Origin of the sequence: Vibrio sp. YYF0003 (assembly GCF_036350715.1) — a bacterium.
In the GTDB taxonomy this organism is placed as follows: domain Bacteria; phylum Pseudomonadota; class Gammaproteobacteria; order Enterobacterales; family Vibrionaceae; genus Vibrio; species Vibrio natriegens.
Genome location: NZ_JAZDWA010000003.1, coordinates 35036 through 52745 on the forward strand (window position 1 = coordinate 35036; position 17710 = coordinate 52745).

Annotated in this window: 15 protein-coding genes; 4 read left to right on the forward strand and 11 right to left on the reverse strand. The window is 44.6% G+C overall.

Features of this window, described 5'->3' with window-relative positions:
* Positions 1-121: 121 nt before the first annotated feature.
* From ileS to murJ, 3 genes are all read right to left on the reverse strand, one after another.
* Positions 122-2950, reverse strand: coding sequence for an isoleucine--tRNA ligase (gene ileS, locus V1U08_RS10495; protein WP_014230867.1), 2829 nt, complete (start codon positions 2948-2950; stop codon positions 122-124).
* A gap of 64 nt (positions 2951-3014) precedes the next feature.
* Positions 3015-3950 (reverse strand): bifunctional riboflavin kinase/FAD synthetase, encoded by a 936-nt coding sequence (ribF, locus tag V1U08_RS10500; RefSeq protein WP_065296367.1) that lies wholly within the window; start codon positions 3948-3950, stop codon positions 3015-3017.
* Between the two features lie 70 nt (positions 3951-4020).
* Positions 4021-5583: a murein biosynthesis integral membrane protein MurJ gene (gene murJ / locus V1U08_RS10505; protein ID WP_330470564.1), complete on the reverse strand. Its 1563-nt coding sequence runs from the start codon at positions 5581-5583 to the stop codon at positions 4021-4023.
* Between the two features lie 294 nt (positions 5584-5877).
* Here murJ and rpsT point away from each other — a divergent pair, with 294 nt between their 5' ends.
* A complete protein-coding gene (gene rpsT / locus V1U08_RS10510; RefSeq protein WP_014230864.1) occupies positions 5878-6138 on the forward strand; it encodes a 30S ribosomal protein S20 in 261 nt (86 codons plus the stop codon).
* Positions 6139-6328: 190 nt separating this feature from the next.
* On the opposite strand, the gene V1U08_RS10515 is transcribed toward rpsT, so the two are convergent.
* Both V1U08_RS10515 and nhaR read right to left on the reverse strand, forming a co-directional pair.
* The gene (locus tag V1U08_RS10515; RefSeq protein WP_014230863.1) at positions 6329-6625 is read right to left on the reverse strand and encodes an ArsR/SmtB family transcription factor; all 297 of its coding nucleotides are present in this window, start codon (positions 6623-6625) and stop codon (positions 6329-6331) included.
* Positions 6626-6917: 292 nt separating this feature from the next.
* The gene (nhaR, locus tag V1U08_RS10520) at positions 6918-7808 is read right to left on the reverse strand and encodes a transcriptional activator NhaR (RefSeq protein ID WP_014230862.1); all 891 of its coding nucleotides are present in this window, start codon (positions 7806-7808) and stop codon (positions 6918-6920) included.
* 382 nt (positions 7809-8190) lie between these two features.
* Here nhaR and V1U08_RS10525 point away from each other — a divergent pair, with 382 nt between their 5' ends.
* Positions 8191-9336: a Na/Pi symporter gene (locus V1U08_RS10525; protein ID WP_024372782.1), complete on the forward strand. Its 1146-nt coding sequence runs from the start codon at positions 8191-8193 to the stop codon at positions 9334-9336.
* Positions 9337-9543: 207 nt separating this feature from the next.
* A complete protein-coding gene (locus V1U08_RS10530; protein ID WP_330470565.1) occupies positions 9544-10686 on the forward strand; it encodes a flavohemoglobin expression-modulating QEGLA motif protein in 1143 nt (380 codons plus the stop codon).
* A gap of 61 nt (positions 10687-10747) precedes the next feature.
* Here the strand turns inward: V1U08_RS10530 and V1U08_RS10535 are convergent, their stop codons facing one another.
* From V1U08_RS10535 to rppH, 5 genes are read right to left on the reverse strand one after another with little or no spacing between them, the layout of a single operon-like run.
* Positions 10748-11599, reverse strand: coding sequence for a thymidylate synthase (locus tag V1U08_RS10535; RefSeq protein WP_020335923.1), 852 nt, complete (start codon positions 11597-11599; stop codon positions 10748-10750).
* A 9-nt stretch (positions 11600-11608) separates the two neighbouring features.
* Entirely contained in the window at positions 11609-12430 is an 822-nt protein-coding gene (gene lgt, locus V1U08_RS10540; protein WP_330470566.1) for a prolipoprotein diacylglyceryl transferase, read from the reverse strand.
* A gap of 39 nt (positions 12431-12469) precedes the next feature.
* Positions 12470-13261 (reverse strand): sulfite exporter TauE/SafE family protein, encoded by a 792-nt coding sequence (locus V1U08_RS10545; RefSeq protein WP_014230857.1) that lies wholly within the window; start codon positions 13259-13261, stop codon positions 12470-12472.
* Between the two features lie 9 nt (positions 13262-13270).
* Positions 13271-15517, reverse strand: coding sequence for a phosphoenolpyruvate--protein phosphotransferase (ptsP, locus tag V1U08_RS10550; protein WP_014230856.1), 2247 nt, complete (start codon positions 15515-15517; stop codon positions 13271-13273).
* Between the two features lie 2 nt (positions 15518-15519).
* Positions 15520-16041 (reverse strand): RNA pyrophosphohydrolase, encoded by a 522-nt coding sequence (gene rppH / locus V1U08_RS10555; protein ID WP_005381953.1) that lies wholly within the window; start codon positions 16039-16041, stop codon positions 15520-15522.
* Between the two features lie 618 nt (positions 16042-16659).
* Between rppH and mutH the strand changes: the two genes are divergently transcribed.
* On the forward strand, positions 16660-17340 hold the full coding sequence (gene mutH / locus V1U08_RS10560; RefSeq protein ID WP_014230855.1) for a DNA mismatch repair endonuclease MutH: 681 nt from the start codon (positions 16660-16662) through the stop codon (positions 17338-17340).
* A 16-nt stretch (positions 17341-17356) separates the two neighbouring features.
* Here mutH and V1U08_RS10565 read toward each other — a convergent pair whose 3' ends face one another.
* Complete coding sequence (locus V1U08_RS10565; RefSeq protein ID WP_014230854.1) at positions 17357-17668, reverse strand: DUF6482 family protein; 312 nt, start codon at positions 17666-17668, stop codon at positions 17357-17359.
* Positions 17669-17710 lie beyond the last annotated feature (42 nt).

Below are 17710 nucleotides of genomic sequence, written 5' to 3' on the forward strand. Positions count from 1 at the left end.
ACTCTAAATTATTGGTGCTGTAGCGAGGCGACAAATTTATGAAGCTCCTGAACATAGTGGTCTATGTGATGGAGTGAGTAAATGTAGTCAACAAAGCTACAGTGCCAAGAATAACGAGTATTTAAGCGAATTTACGTACTTCGCCTTCCCCTTCAACGTTCGACACACAACGGCCACAGATTTTCTCGTGACCAGCGATTGTGCCTACGTCTGGAGTGTGGTGCCAGCAACGGTCACATTTCTCAGACTCTGTTGCTTTCACTTCAACGAACAGGCCTTCGATATCCGTCGCTTGTGCTGCGTCTGACTTCTCGCTTAGTGGCTTCACTGTTGCTGCAGAAGTTAGTAGTACGAAACGTAGTTCATCGTCCAGCTTATTGATTTTCGCTTCTAGCGCGTCATCAGCAAACAGCGTCAACTCAGCTTGCAGTGCACCACCGATGGTTTTCTCTGCACGTGCTGCTTCTAGCAGTTTGTTCACCGCACCACGAACTTTCTGGATTTCAGTCCAGAAGTCGTTGTTTAGCTCTTCACCTTCATTCAAACCAAACAAGCCTTCGTACCATTCATCGCAAAGTACAAACTTCTCACGCTTACCTGGCATTTCGTTCCAGATTTCGTCAGCTGTAAACGACATGATAGGCGCCATCCAGCGAACCAAAGCTTCTACGATGTAGTAAAGCGCAGTCTGACAGCTACGTTGCGCATGACCGCCACGTTTTGCTGTGTACTGACGGTCTTTAATAACGTCTAGGTAGAAAGAACCCATTTCGATTGAACAGAAGTGCATTAGACGCTGCATTACCGCATGCGTGTTGTACTCGCCGTATGCTTTTACGATCTCTTCTTGAGCAGCAAGTGCACGACCTACAGCCCAACGATCCAACGCAACCATCTCTTCTGCAGGAACGATGTCTGTTTCTGGGTTAAAGCCGTTTAGGTTAGCAAGGAAGAAACGTGACGTGTTACGGATACGACGGTACGCATCTGCACTACGTTTTAGGATTTCATCAGAAACTGCAACTTCACCAGTGTAGTCTGTAGAAGCAACCCATAGACGCAGGATATCTGCACCTAGCTTGTTAGTTACGTCTTTTGGCGCAACAACGTTACCGATAGATTTCGACATCTTGCGGCCGTGGCCATCAACAACGAAACCGTGAGTCAGTACTTGTTTGTACGGCGCTTCGTCTTTCATCGCGATAGATGAAATCAGAGAAGACTGGAACCAACCACGGTGTTGGTCAGAACCTTCTAGGTATAGGTCAGCACTGTGGCCGTTGTACTCTTCACGAGCATCAACAACTGAGAAGTGCGTAACACCAGAGTCAAACCAAACGTCTAGCGTATCCAGTACTTTTTCGTACTGCTCTGCTTCGTCGCCTAATAGTTCTGCTGCGTCTACATCCCACCATGCCTGGATGCCTTTTTCTTCAACCAGCTTCGCTACTTTTTCGATCAGTTCAAGCGTGTTTGGATGAAGTTCTGCTGTCTCTTTATGTACAAACAGAGCGATTGGCACACCCCAGGTACGTTGACGAGAGATACACCACTCAGGGCGGCCTTCAATCATACCTTCAATACGGCTTTGACCCCATTCAGGCATCCATTGCACGCCTTTGATTGCTTCTAGTGCTTTTGCACGTAGACCAGCCTGGTCCATAGAAACGAACCACTGAGGTGTTGCACGGAAAATGATTGGAGTCTTATGACGCCAGCAGTGTGGGTAGCTGTGCTCGTAAGCGTGGTGATGCAGTAAAGCGCCTTTTTCTTTTAGCGTTTCAACCACAGCATCGTTCGCTTTAAATACGTGCTGGCCAGCAAATAGCTCAGTGTCCGGCAGGTAAACGCCGTTTGAGCCCACTGGGTTTGCTACTTCTAGGTCGTATTTTTGACCAACAGCGAAGTCTTCTTGACCGTGGCCAGGTGCAGTGTGAACAACACCCGTACCTGAGTCAGTTGTAACGTGATCGCCAAGGATTGCTGGTACAGTGAAATCGTAGAATGGATGTTGGAACTGAGAAAGCTCTAGATCCGCACCTTTAGCAAAACCAAGGTTGTGGAAATGCTCAATACCAGCGCGATCCATGACATCTTTCGCAAGTTCAGCGGCAACGATGATACGCTCAGGGTTGTCACCTTCAACTTGGATTAGCACGTACTCAAGATCATCACGTAGACATACAGCGCGGTTTGCTGGCAGAGTCCAAGGTGTTGTTGTCCAGATAACAATAGAGATGTCACCTTTACCTTCATGACCTTCAGTCAGCTCAAACTTAGATAAAAGTGCCGCTTCGTCCGCAGTTTTAAAACGTACGTCGATAGACGGAGAAACTTTATCTTTGTATTCCACTTCTGCTTCAGCAAGAGCAGAACCACAATCTGTACACCAGTGAACCGGTTTGAAACCTTTTAGCAGGTGACCTTTGCTCGCGATTTTACCAAGCGCACGAATGATGTTCGCTTCAGTATCAAAATCCATAGTGCGGTATGGTTTATCCCACTCACCCAAGATACCAAGACGCTTGAAGCTCTCTTTTTGACCTTCAACCTGGCCTGCTGCGTATTCACGACATTTTTCGCGGAATTCAGCTGCAGTCACTTTTTGGCCTGGTTTGCCCACTTTCTTCTCTACCATCAATTCGATAGGTAGACCGTGGCAGTCCCAGCCTGGGATGTAAGGTGCGTCAAAACCTGAAAGTGTTTTGGATTTAATAATAATGTCTTTAAGAATCTTGTTTAGTGCGTGACCAATGTGAATGTCACCATTTGCGTAAGGAGGGCCATCGTGCAGTACGAATGACTTTTTGCCTTTCTTAGCTTTACGGATTTCACCGTAAAGATCTTCTTTGTACCAACGCTTAAGCATTTCTGGCTCACGATTGGCCAGGTTGCCGCGCATTGGAAACCCTGTTTCAGGTAAGTTCAGGGTATCTTTATACTCACTCATCGATTCTTAATTCCGTTATATTGGGCGAAAATTAGACATTATGTTGAACGGTGGAATAAACCGCTCAACTCTTAAGCTGACGCAGCCACACCCTTGCTGCTTCAGCATCCAATTCGATTTGTTGTTTAAGTGCTTCAAACGACTCAAACTTTTGCTCATCTCGAAGTTTGTGCAAAAGTTCCACTTCTAATTGCTTGCCATACAAATTGGCATGAAAGTCAAATAAGTGTACTTCTAACTGTTGGCGAACGCCATTTACCGTTGGTCTTTGGCCAATGTTAGCCACGCCACCAATTGGCTTATCACCAATGCCTAGCGCTTGAACAACATAGACTCCGGATACCGGAGATACACAGCGTTTCAAAGGAATATTCGCAGTAGGAAAACCAATCGTTCTGCCTAGCTTTCTTCCATGAGAAACACGACCGCTGATGCTGTAATTTCTTCCCAGCATCTCATGTGCGGAATGCAAATCATCACGAGCCAGGGCTTCCCGAATAGCGGTACTGCTCACTCGTAATCGTTGTAAACAAAAGCTTTGGGTACTGACGACTTCAAAGCCGTACTTTTCCCCTGCTTCCTGCAACATGGCAAAGCTCCCGCTGCGGCCTTTACCAAAGCAGAAGTCATCACCAACGACAAGAAACTTAACACCCAATCGCTCTACCAACAAGTCACGGATAAACTCTTCCGCCGTCAAGCTGGCAAAATGTCGATTAAAATTGACACACAGCAATCGATCAATGTCTAGTTTACTTAACTGGACAAACTTATCGCGCAGTCGTGTCAACCTTGCTGGTGCCTTGCCTTTAGCAAACAGCTCCATTGGCTGAGGTTCAAAGGTCATCACAACCGAAGGTAACGAAAGTTCCTTTGCCTGTTCAGACACTTGTTGCAATACTTGCTGATGTCCTCTGTGGACACCATCGAAATTGCCAATAGTCAGAACACACCCATAGTGACGCGATGTGATATTGTGAATGCCTCTGATCAGTTCCATTGGATACTGCTTTTTGCCTCTGTTTTTACTTTGCACTGTGTGAAACTGACGGATTATATACTAATCACCCTTACTCTGTCCCAGCTTTTAGGTCTTTTAAGCGCACACCTGTTAAAAATAGAACGACAAGGTAAACCGCCGCTCCCAACGCGATCAACATTCCTAACACACCGCTACGGTATGCAAAACTCCACTCGAGCCAGACAGACATATCTTCCAATTGCCACAAAATCGCTGCAACCATCGCAGCCCCGGCAATCACTAAGCGTATAATAAAGAAGATGGTGCGCTTAGTTATCTGATAAACCTCAGCTAAGTGCAAACCTCGGTATAGCAGCACCATATTGACGAGAGCAGATAAAGCGGTTGCGATAGCCAAACCAACATAGCCATAGAAATAAGCGAACATGGCATTAAATACCATGTTCGTCACCATAGCTATGATGCCGTATTTCACCGGCGTTTTAGTATCCTGACGCGAGTAATAGCCCGGTGCGAGTACCTTGATCAACATAAAGTTCAGTAAGCCAGATGCGTAGGCTAACAGAGAAAGTGAAGCTTGGTGTACGTCCTGCGGCGAAAACTCACCACGCATAAATAGCACCATCAGCATTGGTTTCGCCAACACCATCAACCCCAACATGGCTGGAATACCGAGTAGCGTAACCATGCGTACACCCCAGTCCATGGTATGAGCAAATCCTTCGCTGTGGGCATCAACGTGCTTACGAGAAAGTGCCGGTAGAATCACGGTTGCAATAGCAATACCAAAGAGCCCAAGAGGAAACTCCAGCAAGCGGTCTGAGTAATACAGCCAGCTGATTGACCCTGTCTGTAGAAAACTGGCAATAAAGGTATCAAATAATAAGTTGATCTGGCTGACTGAAACACCAAACAAAGCAGGGATCATCAAGGTACGTATCTTTACTACCCCCGGATCGCGCCAACCCCATTTAGGTTTGACCATCACGCCTGCTTTAATAAGGAAAGGAATTTGAAACAGGAACTGAACTAAGCCACCTAAGAAAACACCAATCGCAAGGCCAATCTCAGGCTGTGACATCTGCGGCGAAATAAACCAAGCCGACAGTATGATCATGACGTTCAAAAATACGGGGGTAAATGACGAAACGGCAAACTTACCGAGTGTATTGAGGATCGCGCCAGACAGTGCGACGAAAGTAATGAACCATAAATATGGGAACGTAATTTTGAGCATCATACTAGCGAGCTCAAACTTTTCGGCAGATGGCCCGCCGTTCATCCAATCTAAAAACCAGCCGAAGCCGAATAGTGCGGTGACAACGCCAGAGCCAAGTACGCCAAACAGGGTCACTACCGAAACGATGACCCCTAGAGTCCCCGCGGCTCGGGCGATGAGCTCCCGTGTTTTGTCCATATCGCCTTGAGCATGGCTTTCGGTTAGTACTGGTACAAATGCTTGAGAAAATGCACCTTCTGCAAACAAACGACGTAAGAAGTTTGGAATCTTATTAGCAAAGAAAAAGACGTCTGCGCTTGCTCCTGCCCCCATTAAATTCGCCACTACCACATCACGGACTAAGCCTAAAACGCGCGAAATAAGAGTCATAGCACTGACAATCATGCCTGACTTGAGTAGTCGTTTACTCACTGTAACCTCGGAATATCACTATAAGACAGCCAACCCTATACCGTTAAGCTTGTGGAGGCTCTAAATAGACGTCAAAAATTTATCCACCTATTGTTAGTTCTGAGTGGATAATTATTAGCATTGGTATAAAAATGCTGTTAGAATCCCCGCCATCTTAACCGCGATGACCTCTCTTACCAAAACTTGTTTTGGTTTAGAACGGTTTTTGCACAAATCATTTGACATTTAAGCGCAAATGAGGGATATTCCTCGCCCTTAAATTGTCACAGAACTAAGTTTTTGGGAGTTAGACCCTTGGCAAATAGTAAATCTGCTAAGAAGCGCGCTATCCAAGCTGAGAAACGTCGTCAGCACAATGCTAGCCGTCGCTCAATGATGCGTACTTACATGAAGAAAACTGTTGCTGCTATCGAAGCAGGCGACAAAGAAGCTGCAACTGCTGCATTCGCTGTAGTTACACCTATCCTAGACCGCATGGCAACTAAAGGCCTTATTCACAAGAATAAAGCAGCTCGCCATAAGTCTCGTTTCACTGCACAAATCAAAGCTCTTTAATAGAGTCCTGATTTTAAAGTGAAGAAAAAACCGACTTTATGTCGGTTTTTTTATATCTGAAATTCGTCAAAATCGATATCAAGATAAAAAAAGCTGGCACTGCCAGCTTTTCTTTTTCTGATGACCAATCTAGTCGCTTCTTAACGCTGCCAGCCTGAAATCACCATGTCACACTCATTAATCAAAATGATTAATTGGCACAGTATAGGCCGTGAAGCGTTTTGATCAGTGTTTTGACCTCGTCACTCTTCAAGGTGTAATACACCGTTTGCGCTTCTTTTCTTGTTGCGACTAACTCATCACGTCGTAGCCAAGCAAGGTGCTGTGACAACGCCGACTGGCTTAGCTCCAATTTTGCACACAGCTCTCCAACAGAAAGCTCTTGGTTATGCAGCATACAAAGAATTTGTAAGCGTCTTTCGTTCGCCATCGCTTTAAGCAATACGACAGCTTTAGCGGAGTTTTTCTCCATGTCTTGTAAATTCATGTGTTGGACCTCTAGCTACAACTTACTCATTCCAACTCGGGCTAGCTAGTTGTGATACAAAAATTTTCTCGTGACATCCAGATAAATAATCAGAGTCTCAATATTGATAACTTTAACCTAGGTTCTTAATTACAGGTAAAGCTAGTAAGTCTTAACCACCAGCGTTAATTCACCCTATCTCGATACGCAATTTGCACGTTCAAAAAACCAGTCGAAGTTATTTAAGTCTCATTTAGATTTAGGTTTATATTTTTGTCGATAGTAATCTATTTATTTGCGCAACGATACGTGTTTATTCAAACATTTGGCTAAAATCAGCGTCACAAACATTCTTTACTGCGGGATGCTGGATCATCCGCTCCGCAAAAATAACATAATACTCTTCTTTTAAATCATCCACATGACCGATTAGTTGTAACTTTCGGTCGTCTTCAATTTCGGACATGTACATGGTCGGAGCCAGAAATATCACATCATCATGGTATCGTGCGAAGGCCTTCATCAAGGCAACATCGTCAAATTCGCCTAAAATATCAGGCTGTAAACCTTGTCGGTCAAACCACTGAATGACTTTGCGCCCCATTGCTGTGCGACTAGCTGGTATCAACAGTTTTTTCTGTTCCAATATTTCGGGGAAATTTACCTCTCCAATTTCAAACGAGGCAAAGAAACTCATGCGGCTTTCCCCGAGTTTCTTACTATAGAGGCCTGGGCTTTGAGTTGAGTCGACCGGGCAGTCAGATAAGATCATATCCAGTTTGTGTTGAGATAATCTTTCTAATAAGAGTTCATGGGTCGATTCATAACAGCGCAAATGGATACTGTTATCTTCAGGAACGGTTGTCATGAGTACTTTACTAACCAGACGCTTTGACAATGCATCCGCCACACCGACCTCAAACAAAATATTGGAGTGCTGGCTATAATTCACGATATCCAACATCTCATAGCTCAACCCGAACATTCGGTCGGCGTATTTAAACACCAGCTGTCCTAATTCTGTGGGCTCAACGGTTCGCCCATTGCGCTTTGTCAGCTTCCCTTTCATTCTCTCTTCGAACGCTTTAATTTGTCCGGTCACCGTTTGCGGTGTGAGGAAGAGCGCATCTGCTGCTTTAGTAACAGAGCCTTGTTTGCAGACCATCCAGAAGTAGTAAAGATGATTATAATTTAGATGTGACATACCCATTTCCTGAAATGATGGTGATGTTTTTATATCAAATGTGACAGGGATAGACAATTAACTCGGTAAAACCAACAAAAGAATCATTTAAAATCAGGTTTTACCGAATATGTAATATTCATATTGTCATAAAACTTGCGATAAAACCCATTTTTACGAAATTCACCCCGCATAACGGCACCAGAAATCAAAAACAAAAATCATCTAAAAACAGTAACTTAAAAGAACAAAAACAACCACAAACTTGCAACTGTCAAAAATGACAATAAAAAATCCAAACCGCCATCAATCTGTAATATTACTGAAATATTTCTTGTCTAACATCGCCCTCAGTTTCAACTAAAGACCAAGAAAGAACTGAAAGGTCACGGAGAAAATTATGATGAACCAAGCTACTTCAACAGCGGCGCCGATCTCGAGTACGACTCGCTGGTTACGCTGGGCTAACTTGGCATTCATGCTATACCTGCTTCTTCTAGCAGTATCTATGGTTGGTAGCGGCTTTAAATGGGCCACTGGCGATCAAGCAAAAGTACTGTTTGAATTTGCATCGCACCCTGTAGCTGGTCTTATGATCGGTCTGGTAGCGACAGCCCTAATCCAATCTTCTAGTACTGTAACTTCTATTATTGTGGGCTTAGTTGCGGGCGGTTTGCCTGTAGAGACGGCGATTCCTATGGTAATGGGTGCCAACATTGGTACAACGGTCACTAATACACTTGTTTCTCTAGGTCACGTACGTTGTAAAGAAGAGTTCAAGCGTGCATTTGCTAGTGCAACGATCCATGACTTCTTCAATCTACTTGCTGTGGCGATTTTCCTTCCTTTGGAAATGATGTTCGGCATCTTAGAGAAGATTTCTCATTGGCTTGTTTCACCGTTACTTGCAACTGGCGATATGAGCATTAAAGGCTTTAACTTCATTAAACCAATGACGAAACCTGTTGTGAGTGCAATCAAAGAGCCTCTTTCAACATTCGGTGACACAGTTGGTGGCGTGATGCTTATCATCCTTGGTATCGCAACTATCTTCGTTGCTATCACTGTGATGGGTAAACTGATGAAGAGCCTGATGGTTGGCCGAGCTCGTGACATTCTTAAGAACGCAATTGGTCGTGGTCCAATCCACGGTATCCTTTCTGGTTCTATCGTGACTGTTCTTGTGCAATCATCTTCAACAACCACGAGTTTGATGGTTCCACTTGTGGGTACTGGCGTGCTAAAAGTACGTGATATCTACCCATTTACACTAGGTGCTAACATTGGTACATGTATCACAGCTCTACTGGCAGCAACGGCTGTATCTGGTGAGTTCGCAGTATTTGCACTACAAATCGCTCTGGTACACCTAGTATTCAATATTGCAGCAACGCTACTTATCTTCGGTATTCCGTTCTTACGTGAACTACCACTGAAAGGCGCTGAAATGATTTCTGAGATGGCAATTAAGAACAAAGCCGTTGTTGGTGGCTACTTAATGTCAGTATTCATTATTTTGCCAGGTGCTATTCTTGCTCTGACAGCATAATAATAACGAATTACCATCGCTTTACTTAAGGCTCCACATTGTGGAGCCTTTTTTGTATCCGCCATTTTCACAAGTATTGTTCAACGTTAAAGAGGATGAACAACAAATATTTGTTGTTCAAGTCACGTGCCTGGTGATAATTTGAGCCTTACCACTCGAATCAATCACGATGACGGTTGGTGTTGCCTTTACACGGAGTTAAACAGTATGGCTCAAGCTCACGAACCGATTTCCAGCCAGCTATTAGCAATAGACGAACAACTAACCCAATTGGTTAGTGACATTGATATCCTCAGTAGCGTAAACCCTCTCAATTACGCATTAGAAAGAGAAAGCTTCATCAACAACAAGTATTCTCAAGAGCCTAACTTTGAATACCAAAAGACGCCTCTTATCACCCACCAATCCAAACGTCTTTTGTATGAGTTACCATTAGAAAATATCAAGGATACACAACTGCAAAAACTTTATGCGGATGTGATTCAATCCTATGCCGATAAGCTTGATCAAGTAGATACCATTGGTACCCAAGATTTTCTGTATAACTCGTTGCGTTACTACGGTGAGCCGAGTGCAAAGGATATCGCCAATGCACACTTCATCTTGCACTTACCAACGGAAGAAGAAAGCCAGCCAGAGCATGACAGCCATTCCATCGCTCAGTTCATGGGGAGCTTTGCAGATAGACATGGCTATGACTGTGAAATACAGGTGCTTGATGGCATGCTAGCAAATGCCCTTGTTTCTGGCTTACGCGTAAAAATAAACAGTGCTGCATACATCACGACTGACGAGCTAGAAGCATTGGCTCATCACGAGATGGGGGTCCATTTACTGACAACCATTAACGGCCGTAGACAACCACTTAACGTCTTAAGTTTAGGTTGCCCTGCCAATACCAATACGCAGGAAGGTTTAGCGATTTTATGTGAGTACCTTTCCGGGCACTTTAGCATCAAGCGATTACGTACACTGGCTCTGCGTGTGTTAGCGGTTGAATCAATGATCAAAGAACGTGATTTCCGCCAAACCTTCAGGCTGCTTAAAGAGCAATATCATACTTCCGATACACAAGCCTTCACGATTACCGCTCGTGTTTACCGCGGTGGTGGCCTGACAAAAGACTACTTATACCTACGTGGGTTTCGAGAAGTGCTCAACGCTTACGATAATCTGGGGAACGATTTCTCATTACTCTTGTGTGGTAAAACAGAGCTGAAATACTTCGATATGATTAGCTCACTGGTTAACAAAGGCATCTTTGCCCAACCAGAATTCATCAGCCCTGCACTGTCTCATCCTCAGCAAACTGACCCAATACACCGGTATATAGTCAGTGCGCTAAAATAATTGCCGTAAACGAAAAAAAGCTCCATTCGGAGCTTTTTCATCTTATGACCAACAGAGCAGACTACACAGAGAATGGGTAGCGAATTGCGTCATGGTATTCGTAACCTTCGACCCAGAAGTCATCCAGCGTGACCCAGGTTTCCAAATCTTCCAGAGATTTGATTTCAGGGTTAATGTGGAAAGTTGGTGCTTTAAGTGGTTCCCGTTTTAGTTGCACATCACGCATCAACTCCAGCTGATCTTCATAAATATGTGCATTCACAATCTTATGATACGCCTGACCCGGCTTCTTACCGGTAATTTGCGCCATGATAGCCAGGAAAACATAAACCTGAACCATGTTGAAGTTCAGCCCCAACGGCACATCACATGAACGTTGTGTGCTGTTGAGGTACAACGTGTCACCCAGAAGTGAAAAGTGATGGCTGTACATACATGGACGTAAACAACCCATGTGAAATTCACCAGGGTTGTAAAAGTTAAGGATCTCACCACGGTCGTCTACGCCGCGCGTTAAATCATCAACAATCTTACGCAGTTGGTCAATGTGGCCGCCATCAGGCTTAGCCCATGCACGACCTTGAACACCGTATACACGGCCCATGTCGTCTTCACCTTTACGGTAAGGGTTATTCAGCCATGCGTCATTCTGGTTAGCATTTGCATCCCAGGTTTTGGTGCCTAATTTGCGAAAGTCTTCTGCGTTGTCATAACCACGGATGTAACCCAGTAGCTCAGCAACAGCCGCTTTCCAGAAGCTTTTACGTGTCGTCACTAAAGGAAATTGGTTGTTCGCAACATCGTAGGTCAAATCCGCGTTGATCACCGTCAGACAACGCTTGCCTGTACGCTCATTTTCAACCCAAACACCTTGGTCAACGATACGCTGACACAAATCTAAATACTGTTTCACACCAATACCTTACTTCGTTTTAACTGGAGCTTTATCTTGGTAAAGACCACGTTTGTACGCCCAAACCATCATCAGGATTCCCAGCACGATCATCGGTGTAGACAGGATTTGTCCCATCGAAATAAAGTCACCAAACAGACCAAGCTGAGCATCCGGTTCACGTACAAACTCTACTAGGAAGCGGAATGTACCATATCCAGCTAAAAATAGCCCTGATACTGAACCGAGAGGACGTGGCTTTTTGATAAACCAGTTCAAAATGAAGAAGAGAACCACGCCTTCCAGCGCCATTTCATACAACTGGGAAGGGTGACGAGGCAGAGGACCACCGTTCGGGAAGATAATCGCCCAAGGCACATCGGTGACACGCCCCCACAGCTCACTGTTCATGAAGTTACCCAGACGCCCCATTCCCAAACCAAACGGCACAAGTGGAGCAATAAAATCGGCCACACCAAAGAAAGTACGGCCGTTTTTGCGTGCGTACCAGAACATTGCTGTAATCACGCCGAGTAAACCGCCATGGAATGACATGCCACCCGTCCAGACTTTAAACAGGTATAAAGGATCTACCAGGAACAACTCAAAATTGTAGAAAATCACGTAACCCACTCGGCCACCAATCACTACGCCGAGAAAGCCCGCAAACAATAGATCGGACACCTGCTCTCTCGTCCAGCCGCTGTTTGGTTTATCAGCACGGCGGTTCGCCAGCCATAGGGCAAAGATAAAGCCAACCAGATACATTAAGCCGTACCAGCGGATTGAGACAGGACCAATAGAGATTAAAACCGGATCAATATTGGGAAATTCGATGAATCCCTGAGACATAAATCATTCTCTTCTTAATACAAATAAAACGGATAAAATTTACAGTAACATGGTCGCCGCAATGATAATCAAAAATACGGCAAAAACTCTTTTTAATACTGCTGTAGGAAGACGGGTCGCCAGCTTCGCGCCAACTTTGGTGGTGAGCATAGAGGTCATGGCAATCGCTAATAAAGCCGGAAGATAAACATACCCAATACTGTACGCAGGTAAATTCTCCGCTTTGTAGCCGTGCAAGATAAAACCGATCATACCTGAAATAGCGATGACGCAGCCGCACACCGAAGACGAACCAACCGCTTTTCGCATTTCAACACCATGTTTGTTGAGGAAAGGAACGGACAGCGAACCACCGCCAATCCCAGCCAAACTGGACACGACACCAATGCCAGCGCCATACATTACGGTAACCGGGCTACTCGGCATAGGTTTGGATTTCAGTACTTTTATAGAGCGGAACATTTGTACCGCAAGAAGCAGCACAATCACACCAAAGAGCTTTGGCAAATAATGCGTGGGAATTAATTCAGCTAAACTGGCACCGACAAAACCACCAATTACCACTCCCGGCATCAACCACTTGACCACAAACATATCGACATTACCGAGTTTGAGATGATGCATGGCCGATGAGCCAGAGGTAATAATAATGCTCGCCAGTGAGGTTGCCAGCGCAATATGCATACTCAGCTCAGGAGAAATACCCGCAAAAGGAAGAAGATACAGCAATGCAGGTACCACAATTAACCCGCCGCCAATACCTAACAGACCCGCCATGACACCGACAAACGCGCCTAATGCCAGCAATAACAAAAATAAAGAGACAGTCACGATTACCTACTACTTTTTGCCTGCCCTAATAAAGCCAGCGAATCCTTGTTGGATAAAGAAATCATGCATCATTTGATGAATTTCCTCTCCATATGAAAGTGTCATAGCTTGTTCCGCTAATTTTTTAAGTTCTTCTTGTTGGCTGTGACGAATCAAATACTTAACCTTAGCGACGTTAGACGTGTTCATGCTCAGACATGTATAGCCCAAGCCCAATAACAAGAGCGAACCAAACGGATCACCAGCTAACTCACCACAGATGCAAACCGGTACGTGATATTGCTGACAAACGTCATGAATCTGCTTTAGCGCCAGCAACACGGCTGGGTGCATGGATTCATAGACATCAGAAACACGGGAATTGTTCCGGTCCACGGCTAATAAATACTGGGTTAAGTCGTTGGTACCCACTGAAACGAAATCAACGCGATGCGCGATGGTCGGTAACAAATACACCATCGATGGCACTTCGATCATAACCCCGACTTTCGGTGCCTGAATACGATCATCAATCAACACGGCTTCAGTATATGCCTGATTAATTAAAGTAATCGCATCATCCAACTCTTTCACACCAGAGACCATTGGCAACAAAATACTTAAGTTACCGCTATCAGCGCTTGCTCTTAACATCGCGCGTAACTGGATAAGAAAAATATCCGGGTGATCTAAGGTAAAGCGAATACCGCGCCAACCTAAAAATGGGTTATCTTCATCGATAGGTAAATACGGCAGTGGTTTATCCCCACCGATATCTAATGTACGCATTACCACACGCTGATGTGCGTAACTGTTTAGTATCGCTTTGTATTGATGATACTGCTCATCTTCAGATGGAAAGTGATGCTGAAGTAAAAATGCAATTTCAGTTCGATATAACCCTACCCCATCCACACCTGTGTTGATCGCAATATTGCTGTCCGCGCTGAGACCCGCATTGAGCATCACTTCAATCTGGTGGTTATCTTGCGTAATCGCAGGTAGTGCGAGATCTTTGTTCACCATTGCGGCGAGCTCAGTCTCTTCGCTGACTAAACTGCGGTATTCACGTAATAACTGACGGTTTGGCTCGAGGAAAATCTCTCCGGTATAACCATCAACAATGCCCAACTTACCATTGACCACTTCTGTGTTGATGTTTGCGCCCATAACAGCAGGCACACCTAGTGCGCGAGATAGAATCGCCGCGTGAGAGTTTGCTCCCCCTTCTAGCGAAACCACCGCCAATAAGTGTTCTTTAGGAACCGACGCAAGTAAGGTTGCGGTAAGCTCATTCGCCACCATAATGACTGGTCGGTCAATGGCAGAATTCTCTTGTTCACTATTGTGCAAGAAGTAAAGCAATCTTTGACCCAACTCTCTGATGTCCTGCGCTCGCTCGCGCATGTACACATCAGACATTCGGGCAAATCGATTTGAATACGACTCCACCACTTGGCGCAATGCCCAATCAGCTCTGTCGCCTTTCTCAATTTGTTTCTTGAGATCACCGCGCAACATCGGATCGTTCAACAAGTGAGTAAACAAATCGAAGATAGCTAACGCGTCTTTATTGATTTCACTATCCAGCTTCTTACGCATTCGGCGAAAATCATTTAAGGCGCGTTCAATCGCCACCAGCAAGAGTTCATATTCTCGCTCTTTGTCTAACGTCGAGGCAGGAAAAACATCGGACAAGCTAGGTTGAGTATTATCAAACCAGAACTCGCCAATCGCCACGCCAGTAGACGCTGGAACGCCTTTAAGAACAGTAGGTTTAGAAGCTAACTGCCAATGGCCAAGACTTTGCGCATGAGCAATCAATACCGCTAACTGAGCGGAGAGCGTCACGAGGAATGACTCTTCCATCTCGCTGAACAAACGCGGCGTTTTCTGTTGAATAACTAAAACACCCAGAACTTGTTTGCGATGGATAATAGGAGTGGCTAGGAAGGAGTGGAAAATTTGTTCTCCGAGCTGAGGGAAAAATTTAAACTCGGGATGTTTAGACGCTTCAGCAAGGTTGAGCGGCTCAGCGCTACGTTTTACTAACCCGACCAAGCCTTCATTGAAGTTGATATGGATGCTATCACCTTCAAAAGTCAGGCCTTGAGTTGCCATTAACTCAAGGCGCTGCATCTCTTCATTAGCAAGATAAATAGTACAACACTCTGTGCGAAGGGCAGCACAAGTCTCTTTAACCAATATATCGAGAGCCAGATGGACATCGTCGACTCTGGAGACTTTTTCAACTATTTCCCTTAGCTGGCTGAGCATGACTATCCTCTACGTTGCTTTTTTCTTTTCCCTTTCGCTTTTCTTTCTCGAAAAGGCATGGCTAAAGAAGCAAACTCTTTCATTGCACGACGGTATACGTCTCGCTTGAAAGAAACAACTTGCCTAACCGGGTACCAATAACTTACCCACCGCCAACCATCAAATTCAGGGGATTTCCCACGTTGCATATTAATGCGAGATTCATCACATTCCAATCGCAACAGAAACCATTTCTGTTTTTGGCCGATACAAACAGGCTTGGAGTCCCAACGCACCAGTCGCTTTGGTAGCTTATATCTTAACCAATGACGACTTGTTGCAATGATTTTAACGTCTTTTTTCGTTAAACCGACTTCTTCATATAACTCCCTGAACATTGCTTGCTCAGGTGTTTCACCTTCGTCAATTCCACCTTGTGGAAATTGCCATGAGTGTTGCCCGTATCGTTTAGCCCAGAAGACCTGACCATGGTTATTACATATCACAATACCAACATTCAGTCGGTAACCATCGCCATCTATCACTGGCTAACCTCTATGAATAATTTTTTATTACCGTGATTTTTCCACATATCCCCATGACTAGCAAACTTACTGATGTGATATGAGCAAGATTTATTACTTTTCCACCATCATTGGATATCTTTTAGCCATAAAATACTTTATCAACACAAGAGTGAGACATTGCCCACATTTATTCACCTTTTCTGTGAATAACTTTGTGAAGAATTCGATAGCAAAAAGTATTTCTGTTCAAAACATTCGCAAACCACTTGGTTGATATTAATGATAACTAAAAATAAATACATGATTAATATCACTTTAAATCTAAGCTTGATGATTAAATGATCAAAAATCAACTGATGATCTTTTCATCAAAAACAGATCGGTTAAAGATCCACCAACCTGCAATTTATCCACACTTATCCAGCGTAGCTTCACGACATCCTAATAAAATCAAGCCTAAAAACCGTTTAAAACCCCTGTTAATTCATCCAGCACCGGCTTAGATCCAATCACAACCCCACCTACCTGTGGATAAGTTATGAATTGATCATTCTTAATCCACCTCGATGAAATCTTAAACAGTGCTTTTTTGCGGAATTTGTTAAACTGTATGTTTTGAAATAATCCCCATTCATTATGAAACCAGAACCACAAACAGAATCAGAGCTTATGGAGCGTGCTCACGATATCGCCGGTCTCAGCTTTGCGGAACTTGCAGCAGAAGCCGATATGATCGTTCCTGAGAATTTAAAGAGGGACAAAGGCTGGGTGGGTCAGTTACTTGAATGGCATTTAGGCGCACCAGCGGGCAGTAAACCCCAACAAGACTTTTCCAAACTGGGGATCGAACTCAAAAGTATTCCAATTGGTTATTCAGGCAGACCGTTAGAAACCACGTTCGTCTGTGTCGCCCCCCTAACTGGCGTGCAAGGCCTGACATGGGAAACAAGCCACGTACGAAACAAGCTCTCTCGTGTACTTTGGGTGCCCGTTGAAGGAGAGCGAGAAATTCCTCTTGCTGAGCGTCGTGTCGGCAGCCCTCTGATTTGGTCGCCCGATGAAGAAGAAGAGCGCATTTTACGTTGCGACTGGGAAGAATTGATGGAAATGATCGTACTGGGCAAATTTGATCAAATATCCGCCAGACACGGAGAGGCACTGCATCTGAGACCAAAAGCCGCCAATGCCAAAGCACAAACAGAAGCTTACAGCTCAAATGGCAAGCCGATAAAAACTCTGCCCCGAGGTTTCTACCTAAGAACACAATTTACCGAGCAGATTTTGTTGAAGCACTACATCAACGCCCAATCGGAGTAAGGCAGCTTACCGAAATTTAGTGTGTGATGAGTGACAATTCAATATCACAATATGAAGCGACCTCATCACTGCCGCACTCGTCGTACGCATTGTGCAACCTCAAATATGCTTTGTCGAACCCCAACCTGAGCAGCTCTTCTTTCACCAATTCTAACGATCCGAAATGAATAGGTTCTTCGCCATCTTTGATCGGTTCCAGTTGGTGTTTGTATTCCACTGCTAGCAAATAGTCAGAGACATCAGAGCAACCTATCACAAAGACCTTAGGCATTTTATAGCTGTCTTTGTGCTGACCATGTAACCACATGTCCAATTGATGCTTCTGCATGATTCACCTCCTTTACCACTTGCTCTAAGTGTAGTTACGGTA

Bases quoted from the DNA above. Each gene is read 5' to 3' on its own strand.
- V1U08_RS10515 (WP_014230863.1), bottom strand. From the start codon at position 6,625: ATGAATTTACAAGACATGGAGAAAAACTCCGCTAAAGCTGTCGTATTG.
- nhaR (WP_014230862.1), bottom strand. From the start codon at position 7,808: ATGTCACATCTAAATTATAATCATCTTTACTACTTCTGGATGGTCTGC.
- V1U08_RS10530 (WP_330470565.1), top strand. From the start codon at position 9,544: ATGGCTCAAGCTCACGAACCGATTTCCAGCCAGCTATTAGCAATAGAC.
- ptsP (WP_014230856.1), bottom strand. From the start codon at position 15,517: ATGCTCAGCCAGCTAAGGGAAATAGTTGAAAAAGTCTCCAGAGTCGAC.
- V1U08_RS10565 (WP_014230854.1), bottom strand. From the start codon at position 17,668: ATGCAGAAGCATCAATTGGACATGTGGTTACATGGTCAGCACAAAGAC.
- ribF (WP_065296367.1), bottom strand. From the start codon at position 3,950: ATGGAACTGATCAGAGGCATTCACAATATCACATCGCGTCACTATGGG.
- ileS (WP_014230867.1), bottom strand. From the start codon at position 2,950: ATGAGTGAGTATAAAGATACCCTGAACTTACCTGAAACAGGGTTTCCA.
- V1U08_RS10525 (WP_024372782.1), top strand. From the start codon at position 8,191: ATGAACCAAGCTACTTCAACAGCGGCGCCGATCTCGAGTACGACTCGC.
- mutH (WP_014230855.1), top strand. From the start codon at position 16,660: ATGAAACCAGAACCACAAACAGAATCAGAGCTTATGGAGCGTGCTCAC.
- lgt (WP_330470566.1), bottom strand. From the start codon at position 12,430: ATGTCTCAGGGATTCATCGAATTTCCCAATATTGATCCGGTTTTAATC.